The sequence below is a fragment of the Pseudomonas sp. MYb327 genome (assembly GCF_040438925.1).
GTDB lineage: Bacteria > Pseudomonadota > Gammaproteobacteria > Pseudomonadales > Pseudomonadaceae > Aquipseudomonas.
This window is the reverse complement of the sequence record NZ_CP159258.1, coordinates 5,260,929-5,281,164: the sequence shown is the minus strand read 5'-3', so window position 1 is coordinate 5,281,164 and position 20,236 is coordinate 5,260,929. Positions and strand designations below refer to the sequence as shown.

The window sequence follows — 20,236 nt, the reverse complement described above, 5'->3', positions numbered from 1 at the left end:
GCGGTCACTTGCCGCGATAGACCGCCTGCGGATCACCCAATGGGCGATAAGTGTTGTCGTTGAATTTGTAGTTGCCGCCGCAACCGCCAACGCCGTACAAAACGATGACGGTCAGCAAGACGGCTTGCCAGTGACGAACAGGCATTCCAGGCTCCTGAGGAAAAAAGTGAATGAAGTCGGTCTCGACAGTTTTCTGGGATCCGAGGCTAGCCAACGAGATCACCAGAGCTGATATTCAGGCGCCCGAGGCGATACAACAGTGTGCGACGCGGAAGCCCGAGTTCACGGGCCGCGAGTGTCTGATTACCGTTGTTTTTACGCAGACATTCGAGGACCAGACTGCGCTCGACCCGCTCCAGGCGTTCGCGCAGGTGAAGGCTGCTGTCTTTAGCAATGGCGTCCGTGGGGAGAGAGAAGTGCCCGGCCAACAATTCGCCGCCCTCGCACAGCAACACCGCGCGCTCAACCAGCCCTTTGAGTTCACGCACATTGCCGGGAAAGGCATAGCAAGCCAGTTGACTCAGTGCGGCATCGGACCAGCGCACTGCATCCCGTTGAAGTAATGCACAGGCCTTGTCAGAGAAATGCCGAGCGAGATCGAGTATGTCGCCCTCGCGTTGACGCAGAGCCGGCAGTTCAATCGGAAACTGCGCGAGACGGTAATACAGGTCTTCGCGGAACCTGCCCTCTCTGACAAGTAACGCCAAATCGCGATGCGTAGCCGCAATAATGCGTACGTCGATTTTATGGGTGTCGTTGCAACCCAGCGGTCGGACCTCGCCCTCCTGCAATACCCGCAGCAGTTTGGCTTGGAGCGACAACGGCATATCGCCGATTTCATCAAGAAACAGGGTGCCGCCGTTGGCCGCATCGAATAAGCCCACTCGATCGCGATCGGCACCGGTGAAGGCACCTTTTCGATAGCCGAACAATTCACTTTCCAGAAGGCTTTCGGCGAACGCCGCGCAGTTCTGTACGATAAACGCCTGAGAACGCCGTGGACTGCCGTCGTGAATCGCCTGCGCGACCACTTCCTTGCCAGTCCCAGTCTCACCGCGTAACAACACTGTGTAGGAGGTGTGCAGAACCTTACTGATCAGCGAATAGGTCTGGCGCATGGCTGCACTTTTGCCGATCAGACCATAAGCGCTGGCATTCGGTACGCTGACAGGAACAGGTTGTGCATCGCCGGTCGGCTGACACGCTCGTTGCAGCAGACGGAGCTGCCCAAGCACGAACGAACCCAGTTGGCCGAGTGAATCGGCAAATCCCTGCAAATCGCTATGGCGGCGACTGGCGCAGAGTATTAAACCCTCGACGCTCCTTCGCTGATTGACCAACGGCACACACAGCAGCGATTGCCAAGGTGTGGTCTGAGGTGGCAAAAAACCAGTCTCGTGCAGGCTGCCACTTAATCCGCTGAGACACACCACCCGGTTCTCGTAAAAGGCGAACTGAAGCAGTTGTTCTGCCTTGTAATCCGTCGGCAAATTTTCAGGATCCCGAGGCTGCAGGATGCCGTTCAGACACTCGGCGTTCAGGCGGAGGCAAGAGCGGGTTCCGTCCATCAGGTACAACTGCGTCAGCTCGCACCCACTAAGTCGCGCCACACCACCTACGAATTCCCCTAGCAGCGCAGCACCATCCGACGCCTGAGACAGTCCAGCGAACTGCGCCAGCAAAGCTTCGGCATAGGCCAGTGGTTGGGGCACTTGAGTAAGCATCACTCCCATCTCAGGCGAACTCACAGACAACACAGGCATCGGAGTCCAACGTTGCGTGGGCACGCTTGAGGGTATGCCCGGTTGCCATCGCCTCGAGCAAGCGGTCGGCCACCCGCGGCAGCACGTGCAATTCAAGGAGATGATCGATCAGTCGAGCACCGTTTTCGCTCTGGGCGCAACGCGCGGCCAAGTGCTCGACGAGGCTCTGACAGTAAGTAAAGTCGAGCTGGCGACGGGACAGGCGCTTGCTCAGAAGCCCGAGCTTGACTTCAATCAGCTCGCGCAAGACAACTCCGCTGACCGGGTAATAAGGCACTACGCGCATTCGCGCCAGCAAAGCCGGTTTGAAGTGCTGACTGAGTATCGGGCGGATAGACTCTTCCAGTGCTTGCGCGGAGGGTCGCACCGCGTTTTCGCAAAGCTCACTGATCCGGTCGCTCCCCAGATTGGAAGTCATCAGGATGAGCGTGTTGCGAAAATCGATCTGGCGCCCTTCTCCGTCGTTGACCACGCCCTTGTCGAAAATCTGATAGAACAGGTTGAGCACGTCCGGGTCGGCCTTCTCGACTTCATCAAGCAGCACGACCGAATACGGTTTCTGGCGCACGGCCTCGGTGAGCATGCCCCCCTCGCCGTACCCGATGTAACCGGGGGGCGCACCGATCAGGCGCGAAACGGTATGTCGTTCCTGAAACTCGGACATGTTGATGGTGGTGATGAAACGATCACCGCCGTAGAGCAAGTCTGCGAGCGCCAGTGCGGTTTCAGTCTTGCCAACGCCACTTGGGCCAACGAGCAAAAAAACGCCCACTGGCGCATCGGGCTTGTTCAGGCCCGCTGCGGTTGCACGCATCGAACGATCCAGCGCCTGGATGGCTTGCTCTTGACCGCGAATGCGATGGCGCAGGTCGGTGGCAAAACTGGCCACCCGGGCATTGTGCTCTCGGGCCAGTTGCGTCAATGGCACCCCGGTCCAGGCGCTGATCACTTCAGCCACTAGCCGCGGACACACTTCGAAGCTCACCAGGCGTTCATTGACTTGAGCTTCGACCAAGGCGCGGTGAGTTTCGTCAAGAGAGGTCTGCAGGATTTCCACGCGCTGGGCTTTGCCAACTCGCCCATCGACGCTATCGATCGCGGTGTCATCCAGATCCACTTCAACGTCGGCGTTCGTTTCAACGACAGCCCGGGCGTGGGCCAATTGCTCCCGCAAATCCAGCAGGCGTTTGGCCAGGACCATTTGCTCAGTCCACTGCGCATCCAGGACCGCCCGCTCCTCTTCAGCGTCACGCAGGCGTGCTTTCAGGGACTCAATTGCCACGTGGTCAATCTGCAACCCGGCATCGGCGTCACGACACAGGGCCTGGCGCTGCCGTTCACCCTCAACCAGTTCACCGCGCAAATTTTCCAGGCTCTGCGGGGCAGCTGCCAGGCTAATTCGCACACGGGCACATGCGGTGTCGAGCACGTCGATAGCCTTGTCCGGTAGCTGACGACCTGCAAGGTAGCGAGCAGATAGTTCGGCGGCCGCTACCACAGCGTCGTCACGAAGGTAGATTCCGTGGCTCTTTTCGTACACAGGAGCCAGGCCACGAAGGATGGTCACTGCTTCACTGACAGTGGGCTCGTGCAATTGCACGGGTTGAAAACGCCGGGCCAGGGCAGGGTCTTTTTCGAAGTAGCGTTTGTACTCAGTCCAAGTGGTGGCGGCGATAGTTCGCAGCTCGCCACGGGCCAGAGCCGGCTTGAGCAGGTTGGCCGCGTCGGATCCGCCAGCAGTCCCACCTGCGCCGATCAGCGTATGAGCTTCGTCGATGAACAGAATGATCGGTTTCGGTGAAGCCTTGACCTCATCGATTACGCCTTTAAGGCGCCGCTCGAACTCTCCCTTGACGCTGGCACCGGCCTGCAACAACCCCATGTCCAGGGATAATAATTCCACGCCTTGCAACACGGGCGGAACCTCCCCGGCAGCAATGCGCAAGGCGAGGCCTTCAACGATGGCAGTCTTGCCGACGCCCGCTTCACCCACCACGATTGGGTTGTTTTTGCGACGACAGGCGAGAATGTCGACCATCTGGCGGATCGCATCGTCACGGCACAACACCGGGTCTAGTGTGCCGTCACGAGCTTGCTGACTAAGGTTGTGAGTGAAGCGCTCCAGTAGCGTGCCACCTGTGACAGCAGAACTGCCCGCGGGCGAAAACTCTGTTCGGGACAATGCAAATTCTTTCAGTCGGTCAATATTCAACTTACCCAGCAATGGCTGGTAATGACTGCCGGCGTAACGCATCGGATTGCGTAGCAGCGCCAGGATCAACGCCGCTTGCCCAACCACGCTTTGACCCAGTTCCAGGTTTCCTACAAGCAAGGCATCCTGCAACCACTGCACCAGCTCCTGAGCGAACACCGGATTTCGCGAAGCGCCATGCTCGATCGGCGAATGCAGCGTGGCAGCCAGTTCACCCGCATCCACTTCAGCGTCTTGCAACGCGCGGCCGAGCAGACCTTCAGGTCGCTCCAGCAATGCCAGCAACAGATCTTCGACAAGGACCTTGCTGCCACCGCGGACAACACAGCGTTCGGCAGAACTTTCCAGGTCACGACGGGTTTCAGCGTCGAGCGCCTGGATGAGTTGTTGCAGGTCTACGTTGATCATTGGTCACATCCTTGATGAATTTTGCTACTCAGGGTCACCACACCGTCGGCGCGTTCACGGCCAAGCCAACTGGTCCACCCCAGTCGACAGGCGTTCTGTTCACCAATGCACAGCTCACGGATTTCTTCATGGCGCAGGGTCAAACGAATGTCGTAATCGAGAGGGTCACGCAGCGTGAATCGCACCAGCGCGCACAGCGGCTGATAACCGAAGCCGATCGGAAGAAACTCGTGAAAGCGTTGCCAGTTGAGTTCGCGGATGTGAATCCGAAACTTGCCGCTGCGATCACGTACGTGCTCGCCCAACACAAGGTCTTCGCCGAGCCTGCTGTTGGCACGACCCAAACGATTGTGTTGCTCGTCGAGAATGTCGACGCGACGCTCTATGCACTGCTCAATCGTCAGCTCGGCGTGCTTGAAGTAATACCGCAAGACCGCCTCGATCAGCGCAGCCGAGTGTGCCCGCAAACTGAGCAAACCGAGGTACGGCAACAGACGCTTCCAGTTCAGCTCACCGGCTTTGCGTATCTCTTCGCCCCCGAGACCGATCAAGGCAAACAACTGGATAGAAAACGGATCCAGGGCACCACTCTGAAATCCTGCGTGATAGCGGTACTTGCGCCAGATCGGCAACATCAGCCGTTGCAGGCGATGGTGGAACAGGTCGAGGAAGTTACGGGTCGGGTTGCCGTCTTCGCTGTCACCCAAAGCCTGTTCGCCGTAGAAAGCTGGCAACGGAGAGCTGGAGCCGATCAGGCCAATCAAATTGAATCGCAGCCGCGCGCGCATCTGTCCGTGCTCTTCAAAAAACTCCACTCTGTCCACGTCACAGCCAGGGAATCCGAGACTTGGATTGGCCTGGAACTCGAGCTGGTCATACAAATCTTCTTCGCTCAGAAGCGGGTGCGCCTCTCTAAGCCGCTCAACCACAAGCAGCACCGCCTGAAACAGCGAGTACTCACGTATTACCTGGCTCAGCCCGCTTAAAGCAGGGGCTGCATACCCATGCGGGGCGTCCATTGGTACACCTCTCCCTGTGTGCTGATTACCCGCAACTCGTGGTACGAATTGAGGCTGGCGTAAAGCGCGAAAAACTCGTTGAGTACTGAAGCGAACACGAACAGATCACCCTCACCGATGTACCCTTGCGGATCGATGGTCAGCTCAGTGCGCAATCCGCGGACCGGCAACCCCCGATGCAATCTGTCGACGTGCTGATGCTTGATCGACTTCAGGCCATCGAGTAGCCGTTTGCTGACTTTTTCTGCGTGTTGATCGTAGTAACGTGGCAGGTCATAGGTTTCGAGAATCACCTTCAACGCATTGACGTCAGCCAAGGACAGGTAGTTAAGCGACATGTTGCTGATCAACTTCCAGAGGAAGTCATGATTCAGTGGCGGCGCAAAACATGACGTGACCGGCGTGATATTGCGAAAGCCCAGATATGCAGGGGTCTGTTCACATGCCTGATTGATGTCTCCGGGTTTTAGCTTGCGTGGCAGGTTTTGATTGGTGCACGTGAGCTCTATCGACAAGGTTTCCTGTACTTCACCATGACCAAAACCGAAGCTCAGGTACGTATCGAGTCCATCGTGCAGCATCGAAGAACGCTGGCGGACGCTGTAATGGGGACTGCTGACAGGTACGTCGAAACTCGGGTCGTGCTCAAAGGATTCGAATGGCACATAGTTTCGATAACCCAGGCCACCCGGCCTCCAACCTGTGACCGATTCCACCGAGAACACCCCGCAGTTTTCCAGGTCATACCGGGCCGGTAACAGCAGGTGCTCATCCTGCTTACCGTCGAGTCGAACGGGCAACGCGTCATGCTTGAACAAATTCACGATAGGTGTGCAGAAGAGCTTCACGTTCTCCAGGGTCGGACGCAGTCGCTGAACTCCGCTCTTGTTAATATCGAAGCGCAACTCCAGGCCACGGATTTCCTTGAGGCTGTTCTCGGGCAAGGTTTTGAGCAGGTCGAGGCCGTTGATATCGACGAACAGGAACTTGTCCTGAAACGCAAAGTACTCCTGCAAGTAGCGATAACCACGGAAGGTATTCAGCGGATACGGCATCAACGCTTCATCTTCGGCAAAGCCCACCGGTTGCACGCGATCGCCAGACAACTTGAGTGTCAACGGAGCCTCATTCGCCCCATTGACAGGCTTGCCCGCACTGTCCAGCGGAATCAGTTCGATGCCTTCCAGGTTGCGCAAGAGGCTCAGGTAAAGCATCTGACTGATGTATCGCTCGCCGGCAAAGTGCAGGCGTAAACGCTTCAGTTCCAGCTCGCCAAAATGCCCGTCAGCCGTCATTCCCAACCGCAGACTCAATAGCGAACCATTGCCCTTGACCGAATAGTTCAGTGCGACAAGATCCAGTGCTGAAACTTCAGTTGAGTAACACGTGCGGAAACGGCAGCGCACGCCTTCAATCGGAACACTCTCCACTGGTGTATCGCGCTCGACCATCGACGCGGGTTCCGAGCGGGTCAATGGGGCGAACTGCAACATGCTGAACGCGGGTAGCGGCCGCATGTAATTGGGCCATAGCAATTGCATCAACGAATGGCTAAGTTCAGGCAGTTCGTCATCGAGCTTCTGCCGCAACCGCCCGGTCAAGAAAGCGAAACCTTCAAGCAATCGCTCTACATCCGGATCCCGGCCAGCCTGCCCCAGGAAAGGCGCCAGGGCCGGACTACGTTCGGCGAACCGACGGCCTAACTCTCGAAGTGCGGTCAGTTCGCTTTGGTAGTAATGGTTAAAGGACATGGGAACTTACCGTTGACATGAACTCACCCCGACTTGACCGCTGCCATGCAGGTACGCGGCGAAACTGACCTGACGCTTGATCCCGTCAATTGTCAGCAGGCCCTCGATACCGAAAGAAAGGCGCAGTGGGTCGTCGTTACGCGGGTTGGAACACACACGAACCTTGCTCAGCCGCGGCTCATAAGCCTCGATAAAGTTTTCGATGGTCAGGCGTGCCTGGCTCAACGAGTCGTGCAGGCTCAGGCGCATGTCATTGAGATCGGGTAACCCGTAATCGGGCAATGTTTGCACACTGCCCGCGCGGGTACTGAGCATCTTGGCAAGATGGGCAGCCACAGACGCCGTGGCGGACATCTCACGGCTCCAGCCGACACGCTCTTGCGCGTCGCCGCCCAGGCGTTCAAAGAGGCTGCCATATCCGGTCATGAGTCAGCTCCACCTACTCTTTGTCCAGTTTGCCAACCAGAGACAAGGTGAAGTCGGCTCCCATGTATTTGAAGTGAGGGCGCACATTCAGGCTGACGCGATACCAGCCAGGCTCACCGTCGACATCGCTGACAATGATCTGGGCTGAGCGCAATGGCCGACGACCACGGACTTCGGCACTCGGGTTTTCCTGATCGGCCACGTATTGACGAATCCACTTGTTGAGTTCCAACTCGAGGTCGGTGCGCTCTTTCCACGAACCCAACTGCTCGCGCTGCAGTACTTTCAAATAGTGGGCCAGTCGATTGACGATCATCATGTACGGCAATTGCGTGCCGAGTTTGTAGTTCAGCTCTGCAACCTTGCCGTCGGCGCCGATGCCAAAGTTTTTCGGCTTCTGAACGGAACTGGCGGAGAAAAACGCTGCGTTATCGCTGCCCTTGCGCATCGTCAAGGCGATGAATCCCTCCTCAGCCAGTTCATACTCGCGGCGGTCGGACACAAGCACTTCAGTAGGAATCTTGGTTTCGATTTCGCCCATGCTTTCGAAATGGTGCAGTGGCAGGTCTTCAACCGCTCCACCGCTCTGCGGACCGATGATGTTCGGACACCAGCGAAATTTTGCGAAGCTGTCAGTCAGCCTGGTGCCGAATGCGAAAGCCGTATTGCCCCATAAGTAATGCTCATGGCTGTTGGCGACGGTTTCCTTGTACATGAACGATTTCACCGGGTTTTCTTGCGGGTGATATGGGTTACGCAGCAGGAAGCGAGGAACGGTCAAGCCAACATAACGGGCGTCCTCTGATACACGGAAGCTCTGCCATTTAGAGAATTGCGGGCCGTCAAAATGATCCTTCAGATCTTTGATATCCGGCAGGCCAGTGAAGCTTTCCAGGCCGAAAAAATTCGGTCCGGCCGCTGCGATGAACGGCGCGTGGGACATACAGGCAACGTTGGATACGTACTGCATCAGTTTCACGTCCGGTGAGCTCGGCGACATGAAGTAGTTAGCGATGATCGCGCCGACCGGCTGACCACCGAACTGCCCGTATTCAGCGGTGTAAACGTGCTTGTACAAGCCTGCCTGCATCACTTCCGGCGAGTCTTCGAAGTCATCCAGCAGGTCTTCCTTGGAGACGTTGAGGATTTCGATCTTGATGTTTTCGCGGAAGTTGGTGCGATCGACCAGCAACTGCAAACCACGCCATGCGGACTCCAGAGACTGAAAGTCGGGATGGTGCAGAATTTCATCCATCTGAAGGCCAAGTTTGGTATCAATCTCGGCGATCATGCGGTCAACCAAGGCTTTTTTGACCGGCTCACCGTTGTTCTGCGGCTTGAGCAGCTCTTCGATGAACGCTGACACACCGCGTTTGGCGATGTCGTACGCTTCGTCATCCGGCGTTAGTCGGGTTTCGGCAATGATGCTGTCGAGAATGCTGTACTCGCCGTTCTCGTTACTTTTTTGCTGCGCTGCACTCGTGCTCATAGTGTTGGCTTCCTTGGCGGATGGAGACTCAGGCGTCTTGGGCTGCGGCGTACAAACCGAGCTCTCCCAGCACGCGAGCGCGGGACTCGTCGTCGGCGAGAACACCTTCGATGGCTTTGCGGAACGCAGGGGCGTTACCGAGTGGCCCCTTGAGAGCCACCAGTGCGTTGCGCAGCTCCATCAACTTTTTCAACTCAGGCACTTGCTCGACCAGGTTGGCCGGGGTGAAGTCTTTCATCGAGTCGACGCGCAGATTCATCGCCAGCTCTTCAGTGCTGCTGACATCCTGAAGCCGGTTCGGGACGCTCAAGGTCAGCTTCAATTCTTGTTTGGCCAACACTTCGTCGAAAGTCATCTTGTCGATGTTGATCGGCTTGCGATCTTCAACTTTGCGTTCGTCCTTACGGTGGGTGTAGTCACCGATAGCCAGTAATTTCAATGGCAGTTCAATCTCTTCCTGGGCACCGCCGGTGGCGGGTTTGAAAGTGATATTGATGCGTTCCTTGGGGGCTACCGAGCCTTCTTTGGCCATGGCTTTTCTCCTTGCGGTTGTGGCCCGGGGGCCTAATCGAGCGCCAATTCGAGATCGAGATGGCACAGCCTGCGATAAATCTCTTCCTTGCGTTCGCGTACCGCATGATTCTGCGGTAACACCTCGCAGCAACTGTGCAGCAGTTGCAGTACTTGCAACGCGAGGTCCGGCTCCCAAGCGTGGAGTCCAGCGTCCTGCAATGTCTGGTCAAGAGTTTCAAGTTGGGTTTTGGCCAGTTCGAATTTCCTGGCCATCAAGCACAAACGTGCGAGGGCGAACTGCCAGAAAAAACGCTCACGTGAGCCTTGGGCACGTTGCAGGCCCAGCTTGAGGATTTGCACGGCGGCCTTGAGGCCGTCCTTGCGCAGAATCGGCTGGACTTCTTCCAGGGCCACCTCCCACGGCGGGAGAGCCCCCGACATTTCAACGGGGCGAGGTGCATCAGGACTCCGCACATGTGGCATGACATGGGTATCAACCCATGAGCGGGTGGGCGGGTCGGCGAAAGGAGTGCCGTCATGAAAACGCAATTCGAGAATGCCAGGCAGCCGCTGAATCAAAAGTGCGAAATGGACTTCCACCTCGCGCATGGCCATTTCTGCGTTCAGGCCTTGAAGACATTCCCAGACCATACGCTGGCCATCGAACCAGAACGGCGCCTTGGCCACACTGGCTTCAAGCTCCACCAGTAAATCGGCGTACACGGCCTGATCGAAGCGTTCCTGATAGAGCTTGAGCTTATCGGCAGGCAACCCGCGCAGCGTGGTGATCTGTTCGGCGTTGCGTTCCGGCAGCGTATCGATGGAGAGCCAGAGCATCGTACGATTCAGGCGTAACGCGCGCGGGTCCGTAGCTTTTTGTTTCAGCCACCAAACACAAAGCAACCGTGCACTGTCCTGCTGGGCACGCAACGCCTTACTGGCGTCTTTCTCGTTGTCGATGGGTGCCTCAGGGTTGAACAACTGCGCAGCGACCTGTTTGACCTGAGCCACTGCGGACTCCACAACACCAGGCACCGGCAGATGATCAATGGCGCGTTGCACCATGGTTTTCAATCGACGGGAAATCGGCAGCAATAACGGTGCATCGCTACCCAAGTGCTCGGTGAAAATAGCATCGAGACGTTCCAGGCAATGCACCAGGCAATGGAACAATGGCAGTTGCTCTTTGACCGCCACATTTTCGTTCAATACCCCTTCAAGACGCGTTGCCAACCAACTGATGGCCGCGGAACGGGTACGGGGCTTTTTCGGGTAGATCTCGGCCCAATGGTTTTCGCACAGGTAATGAAGCAACCCAAGGCCAGCCAACAAACCCTGGAACGATTCGCGCTGATAGAGCGCCCAGGTCATCCAAACGCCGACGCGCAAATCCTTGGACTGGGTTCGTAGAATGTTTTCGCTGTTGTCACGGATTTTCAGCCAGTCGACCTGACCACGTTCATGCATGGATTGAGCTTTGCCCAACTCGCTTTCCAACGCCTCGTATTCGCCGGAAAAGCGAACGTCCTCGCCCACAAAACTCTCTATGGAAACAGAGGCTTTAGCGAGTTCAAGGTAATGAGTGGAAAGTTTGCTTGAGTAAGACATCAATGGCCTTCTAAGAATTACGGCATTCGTCGATTGGAGTTTCAATAACGACGGACCTGTAGCCGAAGCTGCGACAAAGCATGACAAAAATAAATAATGAAAAATGTAGGACGCTTCTGAAAAAGCATACATATAAAGGCAGAAAGCCAAACGCTGTCGTACTAATTACATAATTCGGTAGGAAAAGTTACATCACGCACCTCACTACTTATCAAATAATTTAACGAGAAACATTCCCTGCCAGATCAACAAGTCGATTTAAAATCAAACAACACGTTTAAATCTGGCCTCATCAGGCAATGAAGTTACATTCCGAAATAAGGGAAGCTTCCGACTAAAGCTGATGAGTATTCCTACATTAATTATTCCAATGCATTGTTAGCGTGCCTCCACGAACGGCCCCACAAAGGCTCGCTCTTCAGGCATATTTTTCACTTCCAGTTCAAGGATGAACTTATGAAAAGCAAAAGGATAAGCGCATGCTCGCCACGGCTAAATCAGCCTATTTCTCGCTGGCAATCCCCGAAATTCACAACGACTTTAAAGTGCTGGCCTTTAATGGCACTGAAGCCATCAGCTCTTTGTACTCAATTAAGGTTGATCTGGTCAGCGAATATCCCAATCTCGATCTGGAGAGCTTGCTAGGCCGGTCTGCCTTTCTCCAATTCGGCCTTAATGGCGAAGGTTTGCATGGCCATCTGGAAGAGGTGTGCGCCCATGATGCTGGCAAGCGTCTGAGCCGTTACAGCGTGAGCCTGGTACCGGCACTTCACTACTTGCAGTTCAGCCGCGACCATCGAATCTTTCAGGACCTGACGGTGCCGCAAATCATCGCTCAGGTTCTCAAGCGGCATGGCATCCTGGCGGATGCTCATACTTTCCACGTAAGAACCAGCGCCAAGCGCGAATACTGCACCCAGTATGGGGAAACCGATTTCGAGTTCGTCCGGCGCCTATGCGCCGAGGATGGAATTGCGTGGCATCACCAACATTCCCGCGAAGGTCATCTGTTGGTGTTCACCGACGATCAGACCTTCTTTCCAAAACTGGGCGAGACTTCCTATCTGCAAGATTCTGGCATGGTGGCAGAGCACCCGGTCGTCATGCATTTTTCCAAGCGTTTCAACACGCGCACCGGCAGTACCACGAACCGCCATTACGACCTGAAACGCCCGAACCGCTTGCTCGAAGGTCGCGATAACACGAAGCTCAGTCCTGCACTTGAAGACTATCGTTACCCGCTGTTCAGCGAGAGCGAAGACCACGGAAAACAGCTCGCTCGGCAGGCTTTGGAGAGACACCGTGCCGACTACCAATTGGCCGAAGGCAAGAGCGACCAACCAACACTGCGCAGCGGGCACTTTTTCGACCTGACGCAACATCCGCGCGTAACGTACAACGATCTGTGGCTCCTGCTCAGTGTGACCCACACGGGCAAACAACCGCAGGTATGGGAAGAGTCCGTCATCGACGATACCAAGCCAGAGGATGGTTTCACCCAAGGTTATCGAAACAGCTTCAGCGCCATGCCCTGGGACGTGTTTTACCGGCCGCCGCTTCCTTCACGAAGAACCCCACTGGTATGCCAGACCGCCCGTGTCACCGGGCCGGCCGGCCAGGAGATCTACTGCGACGAATACGGCCGCGTCAAAGTCGAGTTCCACTGGGACCGGGCCGAACGCAACAACGAACACAGCAGTTGTTGGCTCCGGGTATCAACCGGCTGGGCTGGACGAGATTACGGTGCGGTGACCGTTCCGCGAGTCGGCATGGAAGTCATCGTCAGCTATCTCGAAGGCAACCCGGACAATCCCTTGATCACCGGTTGCTTGCCGAACACGCTCACGCCCGTGCCCTACCCCTTACCCGAAAACAAGACCAAAACCGTACTGCGCAGCCACAGCTCACCCAGCACGGGCGGCTACAACGAATTGTCGATTGAAGACCGCGCCGGGCGCGAATTGATCTACCTGCGTGCCCAGCGGGATATGGAGCAAAAAGTCGGAAACGACAGCCGACTGGAGGTGGGTAACGAGCGCCGGGAAACCATCAGGGGCCACAGCATCACGGTGCTGGAGGCTGAAGAACATCGCTCTGTCGCGGCGGATCGCAAGGTGCAGCTCAAGGCCAGCGATTATCTACAGGTCGATGGCAGCAGCCACAGCCGAATTGGCAAAGAACTGGTAGTCGAGGCCGGCGGGCAACTGCACATCAAGGCAGGTGCGCACATCGTGCTGGACGGGGGCGAGAGCATTTCCTTGAAGGTGGGTGGTCAGCATCTTGTGATCAATGCTGACGGGATTTTCAGCAGCAGCGAGATTGAGATTGGCGGTTCTCCGGTGGTGGGCATGAACGCTCATGCCGTGCAGTTGGGGGCAGCCGTCGGTTTGTTGCAGTCGGTCGCGCCTGCGTCGCTGGGAGAGGAGGAATCGGCAGAACTTGAGGAAGAGGAAGAAGAGGTCGAGCTGCAAGCGATCACCTTGCGAATCGGCGTTTTCTTCGATGGCACGGGCAACAACAAAGCCAACAGTGAAACGGTCGCGGCTTGCTATGCGCCGGATGCCAACCTGGCTGAGGCGGCTGAGGAGATACAGCGGCATTGCGCGGCGTATGGGTACGACGGTAATGGGAGCTCGCCGGATAATAGTTATGGGAATGATGTGAGCAATATTGTTCGGCTGTACGAGCTGTACCCCGATCACTCTTCAAAACCTATGCCAGAAAGCGCAGAAAAAGCCTTTTTGCGCGTCTATATTGAAGGCATCGGCACTAGAGGCAACGGCGAAGACTCACTCTACTCACAGGCGACAGGCCTAGGCGAAACGGGTGTAGGTGCGCGTGTTGAACAGAGTCCGGCAGCGATATTGAAACAAATTCGATTGCTCCAAGAGGGAAATCCCGAAGTAGTCATCGAAAAAATAGAATTTGACATCTTCGGTTTCAGCCGAGGTGCGGCGGCCGCGCGACATTTTGCGAACGAAGTACTCAAGGGCGAGCACAGCATTCTGGCGAAAGCGCTGCCGCCCGGCTCTCCGATCTTGCCCAGAAGATTTGAATGGCGCCTTACGTCCGAAGTCGCCATCAACTTCATCGGCCTGTTCGATACCGTCGCATCCATTGCCAACCCTTGGCGGTTCGATTTCACAGGTGCCAACAGTAGAAACCCCGGCATCAATCTCACGCTTCCCGAAGGATGCGCGAATAAGGTGGTGCATCTTGTTGCCCGTGATGAGGTCCGTGAAAACTTCGCTCTAAACAGCCTTGGTGAGCTGGATTTGGTTTTGCCCGGGGTGCACTCGGACCTCGGTGGCGGGTACTTACCAAGGGCCAAGGAAAAACTTCTGCTGGGTAAACCCATCACGAGTGAAATCAGAAGTAGTACGGAGCCGACTGTTAGCGACGCTTTTCGAAAGGCCGAAAAGGAAGTTTTAGAGTGGTACAACAAAGGCGTCACTGGATTCAACGTCACTGGTACCGAAGTGGGCGTGACGCTATGGGAAAGACCCGTGCCCCACACAGGCCACTGGAGTAAATCCACCTCCGAACCGCAGAAAACGGTTTTTGCAGCAGCAGCCATTGAACGCATTGTGCATGGTGAACTGTCGCTAGTGTATTTGCGGATCATGCGTGAGCTGGCGGTTAGGCATGATGTGCCCTTCAAGCTGATCCCTGATGTCCCAGCTTTGCGGTTGCCCGATGATCTGGTGCCGATCCACAGGAAACTCCAGGCATACGCCTTGGGCGAATCATTGGTTATGGGGCTGACGAGTGAAGAAACTATTTTGTTACGCACCCGCTACATCCATCTTTCCGCGAACTGGAATGCAGCCAAGGGCCTGAACAGTAGCGACGTGAGCATTGTTTTTATCAATCGGCCTGCGGAAAAAAGCCAACGCGTGGTGCATCCTAATGAATAACGTTGCCTGCCTTGTCAAAAAATGCGCAGAACTACTTTTCGGAATGGTGTTTCTCACCAGCGCACAAAGCTTTGCGCAATCAAGCTACGCCGAAACGTGGTCATTGGGCTTCGGGGCTCCGGACTACATGGAAGTGTGGGTTGAAACAGCGGACGTTGTGGATATCCGGGAGCGCGTCTTTCGGCGAGCCGGATCCGGGATCGCATCGGTATTCGCGCCCAGCGATAACAAGGGGCAGCCTGCCGGTTGGCCCAAAAGTCCCGGTAGAGGTGCCGGCCGCGACGTCACAGGCGCCGATTTACCGAGGCTGATCTACGTTCGTTGGCAATCGCTGGCCGAACCGCAAACCTATGAGGCCTACATCGTCATCCCCGAGTCAGCGCGGAAAATCATGCGCAAACCCGAAAAGGCATTTTGTAGAGCGGATGCCAAATGGATTACCGACTACCGAGACGATATCGGTATTGGTCTGGCACCCGGCGGCATCGCCAAAGTCTGGTTGGGCGGTCCCTGTCTGAAGTCGGTGGAGATTGCTCGTGTCGTGGGCACCATCAACAAGCAAGGGCCGTCTCAGGGAAAAAATAAGGGCCGATATGCGCTGCCTCTGTCGCCGGAATCCCAAGCCTACATCGATAAATTCGGGATTCCGTTTGGAAGTTGGTGAGTCGAGGACAAGACCATAGCGCTAAAGACTGACACCGCCTGCCGGCCTCAATACAAGGCTGTTTAAGGGGTGTGCGATTTAGCGCCAAAAACCCTCAGCCTTCTCAGACTTTTCCTTCGAAAAGTAGGGCATCCATGAACTAGGCGCCTTGGAAATAGGCAGATAACCTCTGTTCGTCACCGCAAAAAACGGTGACACGGACGTGCAAGTCCGGTACATATCGCCGCGCAGATGCCTCGCAACCTATAGAGCATTTAAATCCTTTTTGGATCGCTTTTATGGCAGCTGTGCGTGGGAGGTCCCTTTGGGGTCTGCCGGGGTCCGATATGCCCGGTCTTGCACACCCGCGTACGGCTGCCACCATCATTTCGAATGCAAGCGAAACGGTGTCAGTCCCTTAATTACACATATCGGGATGCATCTATGATCAAGCCAACGCCAAACCCGCCTGAAGATCCAGCAACAACCCCTTACGAATCCTTCGATTCAAAGAAACTCCACGAAGCCGCTGAACGCGCCCTCGATCACCATCTCGCCCCACCCAAGCCCGCTCCAACAAAACGCACCGGCCAACTCTTCAGCGTCTGCCCGGACATCAACACCGAAGCCCTCCTCGCCAACGCCTCCGAAGACCTGCTCTCCATCAGCGCCATCGCCGCCGACCTCGCTGATGACGTAGACGGCTCGCGCCGTTCCGTAGCATTGGCGCTCAGCCGCATGGCCGACGGGGTGCATTTGTTAGTGGAGCAAGCGCTGGATCATCTGGATGAACCTGAAATGTCGGCGATACTCGCCAAGCAACATAGCCGAGCCAGCTAACTCGCCCAGAAGTCATCAAACCCCGATTGGAGCGTTCCTCTCCATCGGGGTTTTTCTTGTCACGGCACCTCGCAATCAGTTCAGAGCACAAACACAGCACAGTTCACTTCCCCGTTTCCGAAACGCAGGTAGGACGCGTCCGATTCGCTCTACTTCGTCTTAATGTGCCTCTGTGCTTCGGCATTTTGAACAAGTACAACTCAGTACAAAGCGGTGCGATATACGCAGTCCGAAACCTCGGTAAGGAGAGTTAATACATGGAGTTAAGAACATTGTTCTTCGCAACCGCTATGTGGTTGCCAGCCTTTTACGCCACCGCAGAGTCCGCCCCGCTAGACGGGCATTACTACTTGCACGGAGCAATGGAAATGGGAGCGGAGATGCTGTTGCGAGCAGACGGCACGTTTGCCGCTGGGATTGCCTATGGAAGCGCTGGCGGTAATGCCAAAGGGAACTGGCATGCCGAGGCCGGCCGCGTAACGCTAACGACTGATCCTGACTCCAGACTCCCAAAGGAAATGAAGTTTTCTGTTCTCAGCCAACGCAACATTGAAGATTTCGAAGCGGATCTCCCGCACGACAAATTCTTCGAGCCCGTACGTGACAACTATGTCGCGCAGATGGTTTTCAGCCGTCCGGTTATGAGCTCGGACTTTGAACCTGTTTATGCTCATTTTGAGTTTACTCATGGCCCCTCAAGCCAAGTTGTCTTGAGTTCGCCAACGGAGGGAGAGTTTTGGCTACCCTTCGATCCGCAGAGGACCCTAAAAAAAATTGGCTTCGGGACCAATGAACACTCAGGGCCAACGTCGTGGCATGACGTTTTACCCACCACTCGTGCGTTAATCCTTGCGTGGAAGACACCAAAGAACCTCCCCACTTCCTATGAAATATTTGAGGAAATGGACCTTTTTGCAGCGCAGCGATACCTGCGAAACAGTCCAGATGCAACAGAACGTCTGAAGAACAACTACCCCATTCGGTTGGTCTACGACGTTATCCCGCCCAAGATAAAACCGATCGATTTGTACTGGCAGTTTAAGGATGGCTCTACACAACAAACCGTGTGGACCGACTTCAATCAAACCCTGTTAACCCTTCCCTTCGATGCAACTCAAACCTTACAAAAGATCGGCATGCGCTCGCAGGGCGATTCCACAGCCATAAAGTGGTTTGATGTCGCACCTTCGGATCGATGGCTGATTTTTGGTTGGGATCTAGTGGCCAACCAAAATGAAAGCAATTTGGGAGTCTTGTTCGACGACCTTCAATTAAAGATTGAGCCCAATTGCCTGGCGGTGGATTTTGGCTCTGGCAAAGCGTGCTTTCGCCGCTGATAACCCCCCTTTCTCTTTTGGTTATCGGCGCGCGAGTCAATGTTTTGGGCCGGTTGGCATATCGCTTATCGCAGCCGCCCACCCTTGCGGCGCCACAGGAGTTCAATCAAGTCATGACGACTCGACAGAATAAAAAATTTGCAGTGGCATTCGGGTTGGCCATGTCCACACTAATAACCAGTGCCTCTCTTCGGGCTGAAATTTGTAGCGGAAATCACTGCAAATTGGCTAACGGTTTCTTTGAGTACTCGGCAGTCACTGGGTATGGGTTGCTCTTCACATTAGCCACTCCGTTTTCGCCGTTTGTTGTGACCTCAGATGCCACTTCAGATAGCCACTCGAAATACTTTTCCCAAGCAGTGAAAGACGATGCCGCTGCTTATCTCGCTACTGACGGCGATTTCGATGGACCCATGCTTGAATCTGCATGGCGCAGGCATCTGGAGCAGCACGCTGATCTTCAGCCAAGCAAATTAGAATTTGCGCACATGGTGTTAGCCACCTATGGATGAGCAACAAAGCACCTGGCAATTGAAAGGAACTACTTAAGCGCTCTCAACAACGCCATCGCCAGCAAGCCGGCTCCTACAAATGCTGGATTCCAGGCACAAAAAATGGGCACCCAACTTTGGTTGGCGTGCCCATTTTTTATTCTGCTCCCCCGCTACGCGGGCGGTGCAGACGGATTACGGATTGACGCTGTCTTTCAACGATTTGCCTGGTTTGAAGGCAACGGTGTTGCTGGCCTTGATTTTGACGGGCTCACCGGTTTGCGGGTTTTTGCCGGTGCGGGCGCCGCGATGGCGTTGCAGGAAGGTGCCGAAACCTACCAGCGTCACGCTGTCTTTGCGGTGCAGGGCGCCAGTGATTTCTTCGAGGACGGCGTTGAGAACGCGGTTGGCCTGCTCTTTGGTGAGGTCTGCTTTTTCAGCAATTGCTGCGGCGAGTTCTGGTTTACGCATATTAGTGAAGCCCCTTTGACGGTTTTTTGTTGTTATGTCCGTGCTGCTCTCTGTGGAGCAGCGCCCAAAGCGCCGCAGGTGCTCTACTCTGCGGCAGACGGGAGTGAGGATGGCACGCAGCGAGGTGCCGCGCCAGTGTCGACGCGGCCAATGTAGGGGCAAAAGGGGGGTGATTCCGACAGAACGACCGGTATTTACGCCAGTAGTGCCGGAAGCTCTTTGTTCAGGGCCAGTTTTTCCATCACGGCCGCGCCAGTCAGGGCATATCCAAGCAATTTGCCGCTGGCATCACGGCATAAAACCTTGATGTCGGCGCCCTGCCCTTCGACGGTCCAGACACCCTCCGTACCCCGTGGTGGCGGGGATACCACCAATGGGCACACCGGCGTTTTGACGGTGATGGGCATCGGGCCGTAGTTGACCAGCGTCGGGTTGCCGGCCAGGGTTTGCGCCAGCGCTCTCGCACAGCTCATCAGGGGCATTACGTACAACAGATTCAGCCCATCGACCTCGGCGCAGTCGCCCAGGGCGTAGATGTTGGCGTGGGAGGTTTGCAGGTGACGGTCGACCACTACGCCGCGATTGACTTGCAGGCCAGCCGCGGCAGCCAGGTCGATGCGCGGGCCCAGGCCAATGGCCGACACCACCACGTCGCACGGGATGACTTGGCCATCGGACAGATGCGCCTCCAGCCCGTCTTCAACGCGTTGCAGGCGATTGAGCACCGGCCCGAGGTGGAAGCGTGCGCCGAGGCTCTCCAGCCCGGCCTTCACCGCAGCGGCCGCTGCCGGGTGCAGCAGGGTCGGCATGACTTGTTCGCACGGCGCCACCAGTTGCACTTCGTAGCCGCCCAGGCTCAGGTCGTTGGCGAACTCGCAGCCAATCAGGCCGGCGCCGAGCAGCAACACCTGACGCTTGCCCGCAGCAGCCGCACGAAAGCGTGCGTAGTCTTCCAGGTCGTTGATCGGGAATACGCAGTCCGCCGCGTCACCTTCGATGGGCACGCGCACGGTTTCGGCGCCCCAGGCCAGGATCAGGTCGCGATAGATGACCGATTCTTCGCCGATCCACAGGCGCTTGTGGCCCGGGTCGATGCCGCTGATGCGGGTGTGGGTGCGCACTTCGGCTTTCAATTGCTCGGCCATCGCGCCAGGTTCGGCCATGCTCAGGCCGTCGGCGTCCTTGTTTTTGCCGAAACCGGTGGAGAGCATCGGCTTGGAGTAGGAGCGCCCGTCATCGGCGGTAATCAGCAGCAGCGGGGTTTCGCCATCGAGTTTGCGAAACTCGCGGGCCAGGTTGTAGCCAGCCAGGCCGGTGCCGATGATGACAACAGGTGCGTTCATTCCTT

At 56.1% G+C, this 20,236-nt stretch carries 16 protein-coding genes; 5 read left to right on the top strand and 11 right to left on the bottom strand.

Going from position 1 to position 20,236, the window contains the following annotated elements:
- Window positions 1-4: 4 nt before the first annotated feature.
- From ABVN21_RS23805 to tssA, 9 genes are all read right to left on the bottom strand, one after another.
- On the bottom strand, window positions 5-145 hold the full coding sequence (locus ABVN21_RS23805; RefSeq protein ID WP_339552525.1) for a type VI secretion protein: 141 nt from the start codon (window positions 143-145) through the stop codon (window positions 5-7).
- 61 nt (window positions 146-206) lie between these two features.
- On the bottom strand, window positions 207-1,724 hold the full coding sequence (locus tag ABVN21_RS23800; RefSeq protein ID WP_339552524.1) for a sigma 54-interacting transcriptional regulator: 1,518 nt from the start codon (window positions 1,722-1,724) through the stop codon (window positions 207-209).
- A 10-nt stretch (window positions 1,725-1,734) separates the two neighbouring features.
- Entirely contained in the window at window positions 1,735-4,383 is a 2,649-nt protein-coding gene (gene tssH, locus ABVN21_RS23795) for a type VI secretion system ATPase TssH (RefSeq protein ID WP_339552523.1), read from the bottom strand.
- Entirely contained in the window at window positions 4,380-5,402 is a 1,023-nt protein-coding gene (tssG, locus tag ABVN21_RS23790; protein WP_339552522.1) for a type VI secretion system baseplate subunit TssG, read from the bottom strand. Before tssG ends, tssH begins: the two co-directional genes overlap by 4 nt.
- Window positions 5,366-7,153 (bottom strand): type VI secretion system baseplate subunit TssF, encoded by a 1,788-nt coding sequence (gene tssF, locus ABVN21_RS23785; protein ID WP_339552521.1) that lies wholly within the window; start codon window positions 7,151-7,153, stop codon window positions 5,366-5,368. The genes tssG and tssF overlap by 37 nt, the downstream gene beginning before the upstream one ends.
- Before the next feature lie 6 nt (window positions 7,154-7,159).
- Window positions 7,160-7,579 (bottom strand): type VI secretion system baseplate subunit TssE, encoded by a 420-nt coding sequence (gene tssE / locus ABVN21_RS23780; protein ID WP_339552520.1) that lies wholly within the window; start codon window positions 7,577-7,579, stop codon window positions 7,160-7,162.
- A 13-nt stretch (window positions 7,580-7,592) separates the two neighbouring features.
- On the bottom strand, window positions 7,593-9,068 hold the full coding sequence (gene tssC / locus ABVN21_RS23775) for a type VI secretion system contractile sheath large subunit (protein ID WP_339552519.1): 1,476 nt from the start codon (window positions 9,066-9,068) through the stop codon (window positions 7,593-7,595).
- Between the two features lie 28 nt (window positions 9,069-9,096).
- Window positions 9,097-9,600 carry a type VI secretion system contractile sheath small subunit gene (gene tssB, locus ABVN21_RS23770; protein ID WP_339552518.1) on the bottom strand — a complete coding sequence of 168 codons (504 nt, stop codon included), beginning with the start codon at window positions 9,598-9,600 and terminating at the stop codon, window positions 9,097-9,099.
- A 32-nt stretch (window positions 9,601-9,632) separates the two neighbouring features.
- Window positions 9,633-11,189, bottom strand: coding sequence for a type VI secretion system protein TssA (gene tssA / locus ABVN21_RS23765; RefSeq protein WP_339552517.1), 1,557 nt, complete (start codon window positions 11,187-11,189; stop codon window positions 9,633-9,635).
- Window positions 11,190-11,668: 479 nt separating this feature from the next.
- On the opposite strand from tssA, the gene tssI reads away from it, so the two are divergent.
- From tssI to ABVN21_RS23740, 5 genes are all read left to right on the top strand, one after another.
- The gene (gene tssI / locus ABVN21_RS23760) at window positions 11,669-15,106 is read left to right on the top strand and encodes a type VI secretion system tip protein TssI/VgrG (protein WP_339552516.1); all 3,438 of its coding nucleotides are present in this window, start codon (window positions 11,669-11,671) and stop codon (window positions 15,104-15,106) included.
- Window positions 15,099-15,770, top strand: a complete 672-nt coding sequence (locus tag ABVN21_RS23755) for a DUF2931 family protein (RefSeq protein WP_339552515.1) — start codon at window positions 15,099-15,101, stop codon at window positions 15,768-15,770. Before tssI ends, ABVN21_RS23755 begins: the two co-directional genes overlap by 8 nt.
- A gap of 423 nt (window positions 15,771-16,193) precedes the next feature.
- Window positions 16,194-16,589, top strand: a complete 396-nt coding sequence (locus tag ABVN21_RS23750) for a DUF6124 family protein (protein WP_339552514.1) — start codon at window positions 16,194-16,196, stop codon at window positions 16,587-16,589.
- Window positions 16,590-16,846: 257 nt separating this feature from the next.
- Entirely contained in the window at window positions 16,847-17,926 is a 1,080-nt protein-coding gene (locus ABVN21_RS23745; RefSeq protein ID WP_339552513.1) for a hypothetical protein, read from the top strand.
- A 113-nt stretch (window positions 17,927-18,039) separates the two neighbouring features.
- Window positions 18,040-18,438, top strand: coding sequence for a DUF2388 domain-containing protein (locus ABVN21_RS23740; protein WP_339552512.1), 399 nt, complete (start codon window positions 18,040-18,042; stop codon window positions 18,436-18,438).
- A gap of 174 nt (window positions 18,439-18,612) precedes the next feature.
- Here ABVN21_RS23740 and ABVN21_RS23735 read toward each other — a convergent pair whose 3' ends face one another.
- Window positions 18,613-18,888: an HU family DNA-binding protein gene (locus ABVN21_RS23735; protein ID WP_003213368.1), complete on the bottom strand. Its 276-nt coding sequence runs from the start codon at window positions 18,886-18,888 to the stop codon at window positions 18,613-18,615.
- A gap of 194 nt (window positions 18,889-19,082) precedes the next feature.
- Window positions 19,083-20,231 (bottom strand): FAD-dependent oxidoreductase, encoded by a 1,149-nt coding sequence (locus tag ABVN21_RS23730; RefSeq protein ID WP_339552511.1) that lies wholly within the window; start codon window positions 20,229-20,231, stop codon window positions 19,083-19,085.
- Window positions 20,232-20,236 lie beyond the last annotated feature (5 nt).